Below are 15,693 nucleotides of genomic sequence, written 5' to 3' on the forward strand. Positions count from 1 at the left end.
CGCCCCCTTCCTCGTGTTCGCCGTTCACGCCCGTGCCAACAGGTGGGCGTGTCCGGCCTCGCAGGCTCCGATGCCGCTGATCAACTGGGCCAGACCGGGATCGGTCACGGCGGCCGCCTGGTCGATGCGCGCCGCCGCGGCCGAGGTCTCCAACACCCGCAGTCCCTCGGAGTCGGGAGCGGCGTCCGGCGCCGGGTCCGTCGGCCGCGCCGACGGGTCCTCCTCCGGGACGACCGCGTCCTCGGGCAGCGCCGCGGTCAACGCGTCCACGTGCTCCAGGTGGTGGCCCCGCAACCGCTCCAACAGGTCGGTCGGTCCGGCGCCGGTCTCGATCGCCTTGGCGTAGCGGGCCGTGATCAGCTCCTTCTCCCGCAGCAGCGAGCGGATCACGTGCTCGTCGGGGGTCACGTCGGCGGGGTACCACTCGGTCCCACCGCACCCGCTCAGTCCCACGATCGCGGTCCCCGCCATCGCGGCGCCCAGGACCGTGCGGCGGCTGACGCTGACGTTGCCCTGGCCCACGCGCTCTCCCCTTCCGTGCCCCGCGTCGTCCTCGACGCCGGCCGACCCCATCTTTCCACGCCCCGAGCCGGAACCGCTCCCTCTCCGCACCCCTTACGACGCAGGGCATGTGGACCGCACGGGATCCTTCGCGGTGCGTCCCCGCCGCGGACGGCGACCTGGAAAGGGTCCGGGTGTGGATACGCTTGCACCACAACCGCCGTCGTACGCGACGCGCGGCCGGTTCGCGTCCCCACCGGGGGAGCGGACCCACCAGTCGAAGACTCACGTACAGAGCTGGACCGCCCCGCGATGGCCGCACGGGCGGGATTCTCGCCTTGAAGGGGCGGACACCACATGGGAGCGCAGGCGCGCGAAGAGCGCATCGCCGAGCTGCTGGAACCGGTACTGGCCGCGGCCGGACTGGACCTGGACGCCGTCGAGCTGACACCGGCCGGCAAACGCCGGGTACTGCGCGTGGTCGTGGACTCCGACACCGGGGTCGACCTCGACACGGTCGGCGAGGTCAGCCAGGAGATCAACGCGCTCCTGGACGACGCCTCCGACGTCATGGGCGAGCTGCCCTACGTCCTGGAGGTCACCTCCCCCGGTGTGGACCGTCCACTGACCCTGCCGCGTCACTGGCGGCGTTCGCGGGGCCGCCTGGTACAGGTGGCCCTCGCCGACGGAGACCAGGTCACCGGTCGGGTCACCGACGCCGACGACGAGGGCGTCACCCTGGACGTCGAGGGCCGGCCCCGCGCCTACACCCATGCCGAGATCGGCAAGGGCAAGGTACAGGTGGAATTCCGTCGTGCCGCCGACACCGACGCGGCGGACTAGAGGGGGAGCCCCGTGGACATTGACATGAGCGTTCTGCGCAGCCTGGAACGCGAGAAGGACATCTCCGTCGAACTGGTCGCCCGGGCCATCGAGGACGCCCTGCTGATCGCGTACCACCGCGAGGAGGGTCCGGAGAAGAAGGCCCGGGTCGAACTCGACCGTTCGACCGGGCACGTCATCGTGTGGGTGGCCGAACTCGACGAGAACGGCGATGTCGTCGGCGAGTCCGACGGCACCCCCACCAACTTCGGTCGCATCGCGACCTCCACCGCCAAGCAGGTCATCCTCCAGCGGTTGCGCGACGCCGAGGACGAGCTCACCCTGGGCGAGTTCGCCGGGCGCGAGCACGACATCGTCTCCGGCATCATCCAGCAGGGCAAGGACCCCCGGAACGTCCTGGTCGACCTCGGCCGGATCGAGGCGGTCCTACCGCCCCAGGAGCAGGTTCCCACCGAGACCTATACCCACGGCGAGCGTCTGCGCGCCTATGTGGTGCAGGTCCGCAAGGGTCACCGCGGCCCCTCGGTCACCCTCTCGCGCACCCACCCCAACCTGGTGCGCAAGCTCTTCGAGCTGGAGGTCCCCGAGATCGCCGACGGCACCGTCGAGATCGCGGCGATCGCCCGTGAGGCCGGTCACCGCACCAAGATGGCGGTCCGTTCCAACCGGGGCGGCGTGAACGCCAAGGGCGCCTGCATCGGCCCGCTCGGCAGCCGCGTGCGCAACGTCATGGCGGAGCTGCACGGGGAGAAGATCGACATCGTCGACTTCTCCGAGGACCCCGCGGTGTTCGTGGCCAACGCGTTGTCCCCGGCCAGGGTCAACTCCGTGGAAATCCTCGATATGGCCGCTCGCGTCGCCCGGGTCATCGTCCCGGACTACCAGCAGTCCCTGGCGATCGGCAAGGAGGGCCAGAACGCCCGCCTGGCCGCGCGTCTGACCGGGTGGCGCATCGACATCCGCTCCGACGCGGAGACCGCCGGAGCCGTCGATGACGAGGCCCGCACGGGTGGTCGCGACGCCGCGACGGACGGCTAAACGGGTCGCGCCCATGCCTCGACACGATATGGTGGCCGAAGACGGTCCCGACCGTCCCATGCGCACGTGCGTGGGGTGTCGGTCGAGGGCAGACCGATCCGACCTCGTTCGGATGGTGGCCGAGGGCACGGCCGTCATCCCCGACGTTCGAGGTCGACGTCCGGGCCGCGGTGCCTACCTGCACGACGATCACCGTTGTTTCGAAACGGCCGAACGCCGCCGGGTATGGTCCCGCGCTTACCGGAGGGAACCGGGTGACACCGGGTGGGACGTCTCACGTGTGGCGGCGCTGTTCGGCGTCGCCCCGCATGACCCACCGGAGAACCCGTCCCGATAGGGTTGGAATGTCCTGGCCGACCTCTGGGTTGTAGTGATCGAGGTCGGTGTGCAGTGCTGTGTCCTGCACACGTAAAGAACGGCCCATTGTTGTGTAGCGATGAGGAAGCAGGTCGAGATTGCGATGAGCGCCTGATGAGTACGCAGCGATGAGTACGAGCTAACAACGGTCCGGCACAGGCCCATGTCCCGGACCGAAGCTGAAGGAGAGTAGTGGCGAAGGTCCGGGTGTACGAACTCGCTAAAGAGTTCGGAGTAGAGAGCAAGGCCGTCCTGGCCAAGCTCAACGAGATGGGCGAATTCGTCCGTTCGGCGTCCTCGACGATAGAGGCTCCGGTCGTGCGACGCCTGCAAGAGGCTTTCAACAACGGTTCCGACGGTGGCAAGAAGGGCGGGGCTCCCAAGCCCGGTCCGCGCGCCTCCGGCGAGACCTCCGCGGCCCCCAAACCGGGGCCCGCTCCCAAGCCGGGTCCGAAGCCGGGACCCGCGGCTCCCAAGCCGAGCGCGCAGGCTCCGGCCGCGCAGCCCCCGGCTCCCGCCGCGCAGGCTCCGGTGGCGCAGACCCCGTCCGTTCAGGGCGAGTCCGCGCGTCCGCCGGTCGCCCCCAAGCCGGGTTTCAAGGCTCCGAGCACCGAGTCCGGCGCGCGCCCCGGTGGCGCGCCCCGTCCCGGCCCGCAGAGCCGTCCCGAGCGGGGCGAGCGTCCGCAGCGCGGTGACCGCCCCGAGGGCGGGCCGCGTGGCGACCGTCCCGAGCGCGGCGACCGTCCCGAGCGGGGCGACCGTCCCGAGCGGGGCGAGCGTCCGCAGCGCGGTGACCGCCCCGAGGGTGGCCCGCGTGGCGACCGTCCCGAGCGCGGCGAGCGCGGTCCGCGTTCCGAGGGCCGCAATCCCCGTCCGGGCCCGCGCCCGTCCGGTCCGCGTCCCGGTAACAACCCGTTCCAGACCAACGCCTCGGGCATGGGTTCCAAGCCGGCCCCGCGTCCGGGTGGCGGTGCCCCGCGTCCCGGTGGCGCCGGTGCTCCGGGCGGTCCCCGCCCCGGCCCGCGTCCGGGTCCGCAGGGCGAGCGCGCCCCGCGTCCCGGTGGCGCCGGTGCTCCGGGCGGTCCCCGCCCCGGCCCGCGTCCGGGTCCGCAGGGCGAGCGCGCCCCGCGTCCCGGTGGCGCCGGTGCTCCGGGCGGTCCCCGCCCCGGCCCGCGTCCGGGTCCGCAGGGCGAGCGCGCCCCGCGTCCCGGTGGCGCCGGTGCTCCGGGCGGTCCCCGCCCCGGCCCGCGTCCGGGTCCGCAGGGCGAGCGCGCCCCGCGTCCCGGCGGTGCCGCCGGTGTGCCGCGCCCCGGTGGTGCGGCCGGCGCTCCCCGTCCGGGCGGTCCCCGCCCCGGCGGTCCGCGTCCCAGCCCGATGAACATGCCCTCCTCCCGTCCGAACCCGCCCGCGGGTGCCGGTCGCGGCGGAGCCGGCGGCGGTCGTCCCGGTGGCGGCGGCGGTCGCGGTCGTGGCGGTGCCCCCGCGGGCACCGGTCCGCGTCCCGGCGCCGGCGGTGGCGGTGGCGGTCGTCCCGGTGGCGGTGGCTTCGGCGGTCGTCCCGGTGGCGGCGGTCGCGGTCGCGGCGGCGGTACGGCCGGTGCGTTCGGTCGTCCGGGCGGTCGTCCCGGACGTGCCCGCAAGTCCAAGAAGCAGCGGCGTCAGGAGTTCAACGACCTCCAGGCCCCGTCCTTCGGCGGCGTCAAGATCCCGAGCGGCAACGGCCAGGTCATCCGCCTGTCCCGCGGCGCTTCGCTGGCCGACTTCGGTGACAAGATCGAGGTCAACCCGGCGTCGCTGGTCCAGGTGCTCCTGCACCTCGGCGAGATGGTCACCTCGACCCAGTCCCTTCCGGACGAGACCCTGGTGCTGCTGGGCGAAGAGCTCAACTACCGCATCGAGGTCGTCAGCCCGGAGGACGAGGACCGCGAGCTCCTGGAGTCCTTCTCCATCGACTTCGGTGAGGACGACGGCACCGAAGAGGACCTGCGTGCCCGCCCGCCGGTGGTCACCGTGATGGGTCACGTCGACCACGGTAAGACCCGACTGCTGGACACCATCCGCAAGACCAACGTCGTCGGCGGCGAGGCCGGCGGTATCACCCAGCACATCGGTGCCTACCAGGTCGCCACCGAGGTGGACGGCGAAGAGCGCAAGATCACCTTCATCGACACCCCCGGTCACGAGGCGTTCACCGCCATGCGTGCCCGTGGTGCGAAGGTCACCGACATCGCGGTGCTGGTGGTCGCGGCCGACGACGGCGTCAAGCCGCAGACGGCCGAGGCCATCGACCACGCCAAGGCGGCCGAGGTGCCGATCGTGGTGGCGGTCAACAAGATCGACGTCGAGGGTGCGGACCCGCAGCGGGTCCGCGCGCAGCTCACGGAGTACGGTCTGGTGGCCGAGGAGTACGGCGGCGACGTCCAGTTCGTGGACATCTCCGCTCTCCAGGGCACCAACATCGACTCCCTGCTGGAATCGATCGTGCTGACGTCCGACGCGGCCCTGAACCTTCAGGCCAACCCGGACATGGACGCGCAGGGTCTGGCGATCGAGGCCTACCTGGACCGCGGTCGCGGTTCCATGGCCACGGTGCTGGTCCAGCGCGGCACGCTCAACGTCGGTGACTCGATCGTCTGTGGCGACGCCTACGGTCGCGTTCGCGCCATGCTCGACGAGCACGGCCAGAACGTGCAGAGCGCCGAGCCGTCCCGTCCGGTGCAGGTGCTGGGTCTGACCAACGTGCCCAGCGCCGGCGACAGCTTCCTGGTCGTCAAGGACGACCGGGTGGCGCGGCAGATCGCCCAGCAGCGCGAGGCGCGCGAGCGCTTCGCCCAGCAGGCGAGGTCGGCCCGTCGGGTCACCCTCGACACCTGGCAGCAGCACCTCAAGGAGGGTGAGCGCTCCGAGCTGCTCCTCCTCATCAAGGGTGACATGTCCGGTTCGGTCGAGGCGCTCGAAGAGTCGCTGCTCAAGATCGACGCAGGTGGCGACGAAGTGGGTATCCGGGTCATCGGACGCGGTGTCGGTGCGATCACGCAGAACGACATCAACCTGGCGGCCTCCGCCGACGCCATCATCGTCGGCTTCAACGTTCGGCCCGAGGGCAAGAACAGCGAACTGGCCGACCGCATGGGCGTCGACATCCGGTACTACTCGGTCATCTACCAGGCCATCGACGAGGTCGAAGCCGCCGTCAAGGGTCTCCTCAAGCCCATCTACGAGGAGGTCAAGCTCGGTTCGGCCGAGGTCCGCGAGGTCTTCAAGGTGCCCCGGATCGGCAACATCGCCGGTTCGATCGTCCGCGACGGCATCATCCGCCGCAACACCAAGGCCCGGCTCATCCGCGAGGGGGTCGTCATCTCCGACAACCTCAACGTGGAGTCGCTGCGCCGGTTCAAGGACGACGCGACCGAGGTCCGTGAGGGCTTCGAGTGCGGTATCGGTGTCGGTTACAACGACATCCGCGTCGAGGACGTCGTCGAGACGTACGAGATGCAGGAGAAGCCCCGCGACTAGTCGCGAGGCCTGATCCATCGGGGCCCCGGACACGAGTGTCCGGGGCCCCGCCTTTGACGGTTCACAACACCACAGGTGATCACTTGTACGTTGGGGCGCTGACCCTGGACGTCCTTCTCGGTGACGTCCACTCGCTCAAACAGAAGCGTTCGCTGGTGCGGCCGGTCATCGCCGAGCTGCGCCGCAAGTTCTCGGTGTCGGTCTCCGAGGTCGGGGAGCACGATCTGTACCGTCGCGCCAAGATCGGTGTCGCGGTGGTGGCCCCTACCGCGGCCCACGCCCGAGAGCAGATGGACACCTGCGAACACTTCGTCGCGGGCCGTCCCGAACTGGAGTTGTTGTCCGCCAGGCAGCGACTCTTCAATGAAGAGGAAGACTGACGATGGTTGACGCCGCACGCGCGCGCAAGATCGCCGACCGTATCCAGCGCATCGTCGCCGAGATGCTGGACCGGCGGATCAAGGACCCGCGCCTGGGATTCGTCACCGTGACCGACGCCCGCATCACCGCCGACCTGCGCGACGCCACGGTGTACTACACGGTGTTCGGCGGGTCCGAGGACCGGGTCGCCTCCGCCGCCGCACTGGAGAGCGCCAAGGGCGTGATCCGCAGTGAGGTGGGCCGCCAGACCGGTATCCGGCACACGCCGAGCCTGACCTTCGTCATCGACGAGGTGCGGGAGAACGCCCAGCACATCGAGGAACTGCTGGTCAAGGCGCGTGAGTCGGACGCCGAGGTGGCCAAGCGGGCCGGCTCCGCCAGCCCGGCCGGGGACGCCGACCCCTACAAGGCGCCCCGTGAGGTCGAGGACGACGAGGAGTAGTCCTCGACGTTCTTCGGGCCCGTGACCCCAGGCAGTACGACAGGACGGCGGCGTGACGCCGCCGTCCCCCTTTTTCCCCGAGGAGACCGACCGATGGCCGAGAGCGGCGTCGTGGTGATCGACAAACCCGCCGACTGGACCTCGCACGACGTGGTCGCCAAGACCCGCGGGCTCGCGCGCACCCGCAGGGTGGGGCACGCGGGCACCCTGGACCCGATGGCCACCGGGGTCCTCGTGCTGGGGATCGAGAAGGGCACCAAGCTGCTCGGACACCTGACCCTCACGGAGAAGGCCTACGAGGGCACCGTCCGACTGGGACTCACCACCAACACCGACGACGCCGAGGGCGAGCCGAGGGAACGGGTGGACGCATCGGGGGTGACCGACGAGGCGGTCCACGCGGTGGTGGCCACGCTCACCGGCGAGATCATGCAGGTCCCGCCGCAGGTCAGCGCGATCAAGGTCAACGGCGAACGGGCCTACAAGTCGGCGCGTGAGGGCAGGGAGGTCGCGCTCAAGGCGCGGCCGGTCACCATCGCGACGTTCGCGGTCACCGACATCCGCCGGGCCGCCGACGAGGCGGGCGCGTTCGTGGACGTGGACGTCTCCATCGTCTGCTCCAGCGGCACCTACATCCGGTCCCTGGCCCGCGACATGGGCGCCGACCTTGGCGTGGGCGGCCACCTGACGGCGCTGCGCCGCACCCGGGTGGGACCCTACGACCTGACGCAGGCCCACACCCTGGACGAACTCGCCAAGGAGTTCACCCAGGTCCCGCTGGCGCAGGCGGTCGCGGTCGCCTTCCCGGTGCGCACCCTCACCGAGGAGGAGACGCGCCGGGTCCGGAACGGCAACAGGATCGACCCCAGCGGCCTGGGATCGGGGCCGATCGGGCTCTTCGCCCCGGACGGCCGGGTGATCGCGCTGGCGGAGAACCGCCGCGACCACATGAAGCCGCTCGTGGTGTTCGAACCCGCCTAGGGTGTGCTCTTCCGGCCTTCGCCGCGCTTCGGTTCGTGCGAGGCCGCCCGGGGAACGGGAACCTTCGGCCGCTACGTCGACGTCCTCGTTCCTCGGGCGTCTCCTGCGCCGGCCTCCAGAACCCCGTGGGCGTCCTCGCTCAGGAACTCCGTCAGCGCGGCGGTGAGTTCGGCGGGGCGCTCCACCGACGGCAGGTGCCCGGTGTCGGGCAGCTCCACCAGGCGGGCTCCGGGGATCCCGGCGGCGTACAGATCGGCGACGTCGCGCACCTCGTGCACCTCCGACAGGCCCTTGACGACCAGCGTGGGCACCCCGATCTCGGCCAGCCGCCCGTTGGCGGGCGGATCGATCCACCGAGGCGTGTTGACGGGGGAGGACCACAGGCGCGCGAACAGCTCGCGCAGCATCAGCAGGCTCATGTCCCAGGCCTCGGGCGCCATGTCCTCGGGGATCCGACCGGGACCCAGCACCATGAATCCGGCCTGGGCCCTGGCCATCGCGGCCACGTCGGCGGGGTCGGGTTCGGCGTTGCCCGCCCGGTACCGGTCCAGGCGCTCGGGGGGGACGGTGGGACCCACGGCGGCCGCCGCCGCGTCGGTGAACGACTGCGGCCACCGGTGCCCGGACAGCCCGGGGCAGATCAGGGCCAGCGCGTCGATCCGGTCGGGGGCGGTCAGGGCCGCGTCCACGGCGTAGGCACCGCCGAACGACGCGCCCACCAGGCTCGCCCGGTCGATGTCCAGGGCGTCCATGAGGTCCAGCAGGTCCCGGTGGTGTTCCACCGGCCCCTCGTGGTCGGCGGAACCGCCGTACCCGCGCCAGTCGTACCGGACCACCCGGTGGTCGGCGGCCAGGGTGCTGAACTGGTGGTCCCACATGCGCCGGTCGGCGACCCCCGCGTGCACCAGCACCACGGCCGGCCCGGAACCGGCCTCGTCATAGGCGAGTCGGGTCGAACCCGTGTCGATCATCGGCATCCGGGCAGGCTAGCGGCCCCTCCACCGACTGTCGACCCCTTCTGCCCTCGGCGGACCGAGGTTTTCAACGCGCGCATCGTGCACATGACCCTGTGAGCCCTCCGGTCGCCTGGCGAACGGGCGGCCCGTCGTTCCTCCCACCGGGTCCGTTATCGGATGATGGCCCTCGACATCCGAGGGCGCGTCGACGCCCACCACTCCTCGGGACACCGCTGACGGCCCGGTGCTCGGGACGGGCCGTGCGGGGCTCGTGTCGGTACGGGGGCGGGGGACGTGGCAGGCTTGGGCGGGGAGGTCTCCGAGACCCCCGGAAAGCCAGAGACGAAGGGGAGTCGAACGTGCGGCGATGGGACGGGCCGGAGGGCGTGCCCTCCGAATGGGGGCGGTCCGTGGTGGCCGTCGGTGTCTTCGACGGGGTGCACCGGGGACACCAGGCCCTCCTGGCGACCGCGGTCGAACGGGGACGGGCCCTCGACCTGCCCGTGGTGGTGGTGACCTTCGACCCGCACCCCGAGGCGGTGCTGCGCGGCGTCGCCCCGGCCGTGCTCACCCCGGTGGAACGGCGCATCGCGCTGGTGGAGGGGTACGGCGCGGACGCCGTGTGCGTCATGCCCTTCACCAAGGACCTGTCGGCGCGCACCCCCGAGGAGTTCGTGCGCGCGCTCCTGGTGGACCGGCTCCACGCCGCCGCCGTGGTGGTCGGCGAGGACTTCCGGTTCGGCCACCGGGCCGCGGGCGACCTGGGCGTCCTGACCGAACTGGGAGTGGAGTACGACTTCAGCGTGGACGGTGTCGCCCTGGTCGCCGACGGCGAGACCATCACCTCCACCCGGGTGCGCGCCCTGCTGGGCGAGGGTGCCGTGGCCGAGGCCGCCGAACTGCTGGGCCGCCCGCACCGGGTCGAGGGCGAGATCGTGCACGGCGCGGCGCGCGGTCGCGAACTGCTCGGTTTCCCCACCGCGAACATGGACCTGGCCCCCCACACCGCCGTCCCCGGCGACGGTGTCTACGCGGGCTGGTTGAGCCGGGTCGAGTCCGCCGCCGGGCACGAGTCGCTGTGGCCGGCCGCGATCTCGGTGGGCTCCAACCCCACCTTCGACGGCGCCGAGCGCACGGTGGAGGCCTACGCCCTGGACCGCGACGACCTGGATCTGTACGGGGTGCGGATGACCGTGGACTTCACCGCGCGCATCCGGGGCCAGGAACGGTTCGACAGCATCGACGACCTCATCGTGGCCATGCGTCGCGACGTCGACCGCTGCCGCGAGATCCTGGTCGTCGACTGAGCGGGGGAGACCGCCCCCACGCTCCGTGCGCGCCCGTGGCCTTCGTGTTTGGGGTAGGGTGGATCCGTCCACGTGTGCCCCGCACGAGGTCACGGCTCCGTGACCTGTGGTGGGGGAGCGCGATGCCCTCCCGTCATCGACGGGAACCGCGCAGCACACGCGACGGTGACTGTTCGCACGCGCGGTCACCGCGTCTGATCCCGGCTCCTGCGGACCGGGGTCGCCCTGCGTGCCGATTTTTCAGAAAAGGAACGACGTGTCGATCGACGCCGCCACCAAAGAGAAGATCATCGCCGAGTACGCCACCGGCGAGGCTGACACCGGCTCCCCCGAGGTCCAGGTCGCGCTGCTCACGCACCGCATCACCGAGCTCACCGAGCACCTCAAGGACCACAAGCACGACCACCACAGCCGTCGTGGTCTGCTCCTGATGGTCGGCCGCCGCCGCCGTCTCCTCAAGTACATCGCCAAGCAGGACATCACCCGCTACCGCTCCCTCATCGAGCGTCTGGGTCTGCGCCGCTAGGCTCGTCGGAGGGAGCGGCTTCGGTCGCTCCCTCTTTCTTAGTAGGGTGTACGTGTCGTCGGTCACGACCGCACGACAGCCACAGATTCAACAGAGACCACCCGCGTCCTCACCACTCCCTCGGCCGCAGAGTCGAGGCCGGTCCTCGGTAGTGGCCTCCGGAAGGTTCCCGCAAGGGGGCCCCGTGGGCTTCGATCGATGACCGGCCGTCATCAACTCCGGGGCACGGACGCGGGAAGCATGACCACGCGCCCACGGCATCGAGCCGTGCGGCACATACCAACGCGAACACGTGCAGTAGGAGGTCGCCCATGGAGGGCGTTTACTCGGCCGAAGCCGTCATCGACAACGGCAAGTTCGGCACCCGTACCATCCGCTTCGAGACCGGTCGCCTGGCCCGCCAGGCCGCCGGCTCCGCGACGGTGTACCTGGACGACGAGACCGTCGTCCTGTCGGCCACCACCGCCTCGAAGCGGCCCAAGGAGAACCTCGACTTCTTCCCGCTGACGGTGGACGTCGAGGAGCGCATGTACGCCGCGGGTCGGATCCCCGGCTCCTTCTTCCGGCGTGAGGGCCGTCCTTCCGAGGACGCCATCCTCACCTGCCGCCTGATCGACCGGCCGCTGCGCCCGTCGTTCAAGAAGGGCCTGCGCAACGAGATCCAGATCGTCGAGACGATCCTGGCCCTGCACCCCGACCACCTGTACGACGTCGTGGCCATCAACGCCGCCTCGATGTCCACGCAGATCGCCGGGCTGCCCTTCTCCGGTCCGCTCGGCGGCGTGCGCGTCGCCCTGATCGACGGCCAGTGGGTCGGTTTCCCGACCCACACCGAGCTCAACGACGCCACCTTCGACATGGTGGTCGCCGGTCGTGTCCTTGAGGACGGCGACGTCGCGATCATGATGGTCGAGGCCGAGTCCACGGTGAACACCATCAAGCTGGTCGCCGAGGGGGCCGTCGGCCCCAACGAGCAGACCGTCTCCGAGGGCCTCGAAGCCGCCAAGCCCTTCATCAAGGTGCTGTGCCGTGCCCAGCAGGCCGTCGCCGACCAGACCAGTCGCGAAGAGGGCCAGTTCCCGATCTTCCTCGACTACGAGGACGACGTGTACGCCGCCGTCGAGGCCGCGGTCCGCGAGGACCTGGCCAAGGCGCTCACCATCGCCGACAAGCAGGAGCGCGAGACCACGCTCGACGCCGTCAAGGCCACGGCGGCCGAGAAGGTCGCCGAGGGCTTCGAGGGCCGCGAGAAGGAGATCGGCGCCGCCTTCCGCTCGCTGACCAAGAACCTGATGCGCGAGCGCGTCCTGCGCGACAAGGTCCGCATCGACGGTCGTGGCCCCAAGGACATCCGTCCGCTGTCCGCCGACGTCGGCGTGCTGCCGCGGGTCCACGGCTCGGCGCTCTTCGAGCGCGGTGAAACCCAGATCCTGGGCGTCACCACCCTGAACATGCTGCGCATGGAGCAGATGGTCGACACTCTCAATCCTGAGAGGACCAAGCGCTACATGCACAACTACAACTTCCCGCCCTACTCCACCGGCGAGACCGGTCGAGTGGGCTCGCCCAAGCGGCGCGAGATCGGGCACGGCGCCCTCGCCGAGCGCGCCCTCATCCCGGTCCTGCCCGCGCGCGAGGAGTTCCCGTACGCCATCCGTCAGGTGTCGGAGGCGCTCAGCTCCAACGGGTCCACCTCGATGGGCTCGGTCTGCGCCTCCACCATGTCCCTGCTGTCGGCCGGTGTGCCGCTCAAGGAGATGGTGTCCGGCATCGCCATGGGTCTGATCAGCGAGGGCGACGAGTTCGTCACCCTCACCGACATCCTCGGTGCCGAGGACGCGTTCGGCGACATGGACTTCAAGGTCGCCGGTACCCGTGACCTCATCACGGCGCTCCAGCTCGACACCAAGCTCGACGGCATCCCCGCCGAGCAGCTGGCCCTCGCGCTCCAGCAGGCCCGCGGCGCCCGTCTGGCGATCCTCGACGTCATGCAGGAGGCCATCGAGCGTCCGGCCGAGATGAGCCCGAACGCTCCGCGCATCCTCACCGTCAAGGTCCCGGTCGACAAGATCGGCGAGGTCATCGGCCCCAAGGGCAAGATGATCAACTCGATCCAGGACGAGACCGGCGCCGAGATCACCATCGAGGACGACGGCACCATCTACATCGGTGCCACCGACGGTCCCTCCGCCGAGGCCGCCCGCGACACGATCAACCAGATCGCGAACCCGACCATGCCCGAGGTCGGCGACCGCTACCTGGGCACCGTCGTCAAGACCACGACGTTCGGCGCGTTCGTGTCGCTGCTGCCCGGCAAGGACGGCCTGCTGCACATCTCGCAGATCCGCAAGCTGCACGGCGGCAAGCGGATCGAGAACCTCGACGACGTCATCGGCATCGGCGAGAAGATCCAGGTCGAGATCCGCGAGATCGACGACCGCGGCAAGCTGTCGCTGGTCCCGGTCGAGGTCGTCGAGGCCGAGTCGGCCGCTTCGGCCCCCGCCGCTTCGGCTCCCGCCGAGGATGAGGCCCCGGTCGCGGCGGACGAGCCCGCCGCCACGGACGACGACAACGACAACGGTGACGATGGCGCGGCCCCGCGTCGGCGCCGCCGTCGCTCCGGCGGCCGTTCCGAGAACACCTGATCCCGCTTGATCACGTGAGGGGGCGGTCGCACCATGGGGTGCGGCCGCCCCCACCGCGTATCCTCGGGCGCCACACCGACACGACGCATTCGACGCGAAGAAGAAGGTTTCATGAGCTCTGTCCCCATCGCCGCCGAGCAGGAGCCGGGCACGACCGTGACGCTGCTGGACCCGGACGGCGGTTCCGGCCTGGTGCGCCGGACCGTGCTGCCCGGTGGCCTGCGCGTCGTCACCGAGCACATCCCGGGCGGCCGGTCGGCCGCCTTCGGGATCTCGGCGACCACGGGATCGCGTGACGAGGACGCCGCGCACGCGGGGTCGGCGCACTTCCTGGAGCACCTGCTGTTCAAGGGGACCGACACCCGTTCGGCGCTGGAGATCTCCGCGCTGCTGGACGGTGTGGGCGCCGACCACAACGCCTACACCACCAAAGAGCACACCTGCTACTACGCGAAGGTCCTCGACCGGGACCTTCCGCTGGCCATCGACGTCGTCGGTGACATGGTGGCCAACTCCGTCCTGGACGCGGGGGAGGTGGAGACCGAGCGCGGCGTGATCCTGGAGGAGATCGCCATGTACGAGGACGAGCCCGCCGACCTGGTGGACGACGTCTTCGCGGCGCACTTCTTCGGTGACACCCCGCTGGGCCGCCCGATCCTGGGCACCGCGGACAGCATCAAGGCGCTGCCCCGCGACCGGATCTTCGAGCAGTACCGGGACGCCTACGTGCCCGCGGAACTGATCGTCACGGCCGCCGGCAGTCTGGACCACGACCAGGTCGTGGCGCAGATCCGCGACATGTTCGCCGACCGGCTGTCCGCCGCCGGTGACGCCCGTCCGGCCCGACCCCGCATCGACGGCGGACCCGTCACCGTTCACGACGGCACGGTGGTGCAGTCGCGCGAGACCGAGCAGGCGCACATCATCCTGGGGTCGGAGGGCATCACGCGCACCGACCCGCGCTGGCACGCGCTGCGGCTGCTCAGCGCCGCCCTGGGCGGCGGCATGTCCTCGCGCCTGTTCCAGGAGGTGCGCGAGAAGCGCGGACTGGCCTACTCCGTCCACGCCTACCACACCGGCTACGCCGACACCGGGACGTTCCAGATCTACGCCGGGTGCCTGCCGGAGAAGGCCGACGAGGTCATCGGGGTGTGCCGGGACGAGCTGGCGAAGGTGGCGGCGTCGGGTATCACCGACGAGGAACTGCGCCGGGCCAAGGGGCAGATCCAGGGATCCCTGGTGCTCGGCAGCGAGGGCACCAACGCCCGGATGGGCCGACTGCTCTCCCACGAGCTGAACCACCCGCGCCACTTCTCCATCGACGAGGACCTGGCCCGGTTCGACACCGTGACGGGCGTCGAGGTGGCCGAGGTCGCCGCCGAGCTGCTGTCGCGGCCGCGCGCGCTGGCGGTCATCGGCCCCTACGACGAGGGCCGCACCTTCTGATCGACCCGATCCACGTTCCCGGGCCCGTCCTCCGCACGCGGAGGACGGGCCCGGTCCGTGTTCAGACCGACAGGTCCCGACGCAGGTCGGCGCGGGCCCGGGCGACCCGGGAACGGACGGTGCCGATGGGCACGCCCAGGGCCCGTGCGGCCTCGGCGTAGCTCAGCCCCTCGACCCGGGTGAGCAGGAACGCCCGTCGGCGTTCGGCGGGCAGTTCCTCGATGAGCGACCTCAGCGCGAGGTGTTCGTCGAACCGGTCGGGGGCGATGCCCTCGACCGCGGCCTCTCCCACCCACCGGGGACGGGCCGAGTCGTGTCGATAGCGGTCGGCGACGGTATTGCGGGCGATGGTCAACAGCCAGGCCCGGACGGGGCAGCGGCCGCCGAACCCGGGCAGTGCGCGCAGCGCCCTCAGGTAGGTCTCCTGGACGAGTTCCTCGACCCGGTCGGCGGGGACCCGTCGGGCGATATGGCGGGCGACGTCGTCGCGGGTACCTCGGACGAGGTCCTCCAAGGCGTCGGGGGATCCGGTGCGGGCCTCGGCCGCGAGGCGGTCGAGTTCGTCGGAGGGCGTGGCGAAGGTGGACGTGGTGACGGTGGACGTGGACACGGCTCTCCCGGTTCCGGGCGCGCGCCGGTGGACCCCGGGCGCGCGGGGACGATGTGGGGCACGCCCGGCGTGGTCGGGCGTGCGAACGCGCCCGGGGCCTCAGGAGCCTTCCGGGCGACCGCGGGCACACCGGGCGGCCGCCGG

Annotated in this window: 14 protein-coding genes; 11 read left to right on the top strand and 3 right to left on the bottom strand. The window is 71.1% G+C overall.

The annotated features are described in order from the left end of the window. Nucleotides 1-24: 24 nt before the first annotated feature. Entirely contained in the window at nt 25-522 is a 498-nt protein-coding gene (locus PWG71_RS07680; protein WP_274808856.1) for a ferritin-like domain-containing protein, read from the bottom strand. A gap of 336 nt (nt 523-858) precedes the next feature. On the opposite strand from PWG71_RS07680, the gene rimP reads away from it, so the two are divergent. The 7 genes from rimP (at nt 859) to truB (ending at nt 8,059) form a co-directional block, all read left to right on the top strand. Then, nucleotides 859-1,344: a ribosome maturation factor RimP gene (gene rimP / locus PWG71_RS07685; protein WP_274808857.1), complete on the top strand. Its 486-nt coding sequence runs from the start codon at nt 859-861 to the stop codon at nt 1,342-1,344. A gap of 24 nt (nt 1,345-1,368) precedes the next feature. Beyond that, on the top strand, nt 1,369-2,382 hold the full coding sequence (nusA, locus tag PWG71_RS07690) for a transcription termination factor NusA (protein ID WP_274808858.1): 1,014 nt from the start codon (nt 1,369-1,371) through the stop codon (nt 2,380-2,382). A 58-nt stretch (nt 2,383-2,440) separates the two neighbouring features. After that, nucleotides 2,441-2,719, top strand: a complete 279-nt coding sequence (locus PWG71_RS07695; protein ID WP_274809093.1) for a YlxR family protein — start codon at nt 2,441-2,443, stop codon at nt 2,717-2,719. 212 nt (nt 2,720-2,931) lie between these two features. Then, nucleotides 2,932-6,255 (top strand): translation initiation factor IF-2, encoded by a 3,324-nt coding sequence (infB, locus tag PWG71_RS07700; RefSeq protein WP_274808859.1) that lies wholly within the window; start codon nt 2,932-2,934, stop codon nt 6,253-6,255. Between the two features lie 83 nt (nt 6,256-6,338). Beyond that, complete coding sequence (locus tag PWG71_RS07705) at nt 6,339-6,635, top strand: DUF503 domain-containing protein (RefSeq protein WP_274808860.1); 297 nt, start codon at nt 6,339-6,341, stop codon at nt 6,633-6,635. Nucleotides 6,636-6,637: 2 nt separating this feature from the next. Continuing rightward, nucleotides 6,638-7,078, top strand: a complete 441-nt coding sequence (gene rbfA, locus PWG71_RS07710; protein ID WP_274808862.1) for a 30S ribosome-binding factor RbfA — start codon at nt 6,638-6,640, stop codon at nt 7,076-7,078. Nucleotides 7,079-7,171: 93 nt separating this feature from the next. Continuing rightward, nucleotides 7,172-8,059, top strand: a complete 888-nt coding sequence (gene truB, locus PWG71_RS07715; RefSeq protein WP_274808863.1) for a tRNA pseudouridine(55) synthase TruB — start codon at nt 7,172-7,174, stop codon at nt 8,057-8,059. A gap of 71 nt (nt 8,060-8,130) precedes the next feature. On the opposite strand, the gene PWG71_RS07720 is transcribed toward truB, so the two are convergent. Beyond that, complete coding sequence (locus PWG71_RS07720; RefSeq protein WP_274808864.1) at nt 8,131-9,036, bottom strand: alpha/beta fold hydrolase; 906 nt, start codon at nt 9,034-9,036, stop codon at nt 8,131-8,133. Between the two features lie 338 nt (nt 9,037-9,374). Here PWG71_RS07720 and PWG71_RS07725 point away from each other — a divergent pair, with 338 nt between their 5' ends. The 4 genes from PWG71_RS07725 to PWG71_RS07740 all read left to right on the top strand — a co-directional run bounded on the left by PWG71_RS07725 (nt 9,375) and on the right by PWG71_RS07740 (nt 14,939). Beyond that, nucleotides 9,375-10,322 carry a bifunctional riboflavin kinase/FAD synthetase gene (locus PWG71_RS07725; RefSeq protein WP_274808865.1) on the top strand — a complete coding sequence of 316 codons (948 nt, stop codon included), beginning with the start codon at nt 9,375-9,377 and terminating at the stop codon, nt 10,320-10,322. A gap of 256 nt (nt 10,323-10,578) precedes the next feature. Next, nucleotides 10,579-10,848 (top strand): 30S ribosomal protein S15, encoded by a 270-nt coding sequence (gene rpsO, locus PWG71_RS07730; RefSeq protein ID WP_274808866.1) that lies wholly within the window; start codon nt 10,579-10,581, stop codon nt 10,846-10,848. A gap of 311 nt (nt 10,849-11,159) precedes the next feature. After that, nucleotides 11,160-13,493, top strand: a complete 2,334-nt coding sequence (locus PWG71_RS07735) for a polyribonucleotide nucleotidyltransferase (protein WP_274808867.1) — start codon at nt 11,160-11,162, stop codon at nt 13,491-13,493. 111 nt (nt 13,494-13,604) lie between these two features. Next, nucleotides 13,605-14,939, top strand: a complete 1,335-nt coding sequence (locus PWG71_RS07740) for a M16 family metallopeptidase (RefSeq protein WP_274808868.1) — start codon at nt 13,605-13,607, stop codon at nt 14,937-14,939. Nucleotides 14,940-15,000: 61 nt separating this feature from the next. Here the strand turns inward: PWG71_RS07740 and PWG71_RS07745 are convergent, their stop codons facing one another. Continuing rightward, nucleotides 15,001-15,549, bottom strand: a complete 549-nt coding sequence (locus PWG71_RS07745) for an RNA polymerase sigma factor (RefSeq protein WP_274808869.1) — start codon at nt 15,547-15,549, stop codon at nt 15,001-15,003. Nucleotides 15,550-15,693 lie beyond the last annotated feature (144 nt).

Source organism: Nocardiopsis sp. N85, from assembly GCF_028882275.1.
GTDB lineage: Bacteria > Actinomycetota > Actinomycetes > Streptosporangiales > Streptosporangiaceae > Nocardiopsis > Nocardiopsis lambiniae.

What these genes read in the sequence shown, in the direction of transcription:
- PWG71_RS07720 (WP_274808864.1), bottom strand. Translation starts at nt 9,036, where the DNA reads ATGCCGATGATCGACACGGGTTCGACCCGACTCGCCTATGACGAGGCC.
- PWG71_RS07735 (WP_274808867.1), top strand. Translation starts at nt 11,160, where the DNA reads ATGGAGGGCGTTTACTCGGCCGAAGCCGTCATCGACAACGGCAAGTTC.
- nusA (WP_274808858.1), top strand. Translation starts at nt 1,369, where the DNA reads ATGAGCGTTCTGCGCAGCCTGGAACGCGAGAAGGACATCTCCGTCGAA.
- truB (WP_274808863.1), top strand. Translation starts at nt 7,172, where the DNA reads ATGGCCGAGAGCGGCGTCGTGGTGATCGACAAACCCGCCGACTGGACC.
- PWG71_RS07740 (WP_274808868.1), top strand. Translation starts at nt 13,605, where the DNA reads ATGAGCTCTGTCCCCATCGCCGCCGAGCAGGAGCCGGGCACGACCGTG.
- rimP (WP_274808857.1), top strand. Translation starts at nt 859, where the DNA reads ATGGGAGCGCAGGCGCGCGAAGAGCGCATCGCCGAGCTGCTGGAACCG.
- PWG71_RS07695 (WP_274809093.1), top strand. Translation starts at nt 2,441, where the DNA reads ATGCGCACGTGCGTGGGGTGTCGGTCGAGGGCAGACCGATCCGACCTC.
- rbfA (WP_274808862.1), top strand. Translation starts at nt 6,638, where the DNA reads ATGGTTGACGCCGCACGCGCGCGCAAGATCGCCGACCGTATCCAGCGC.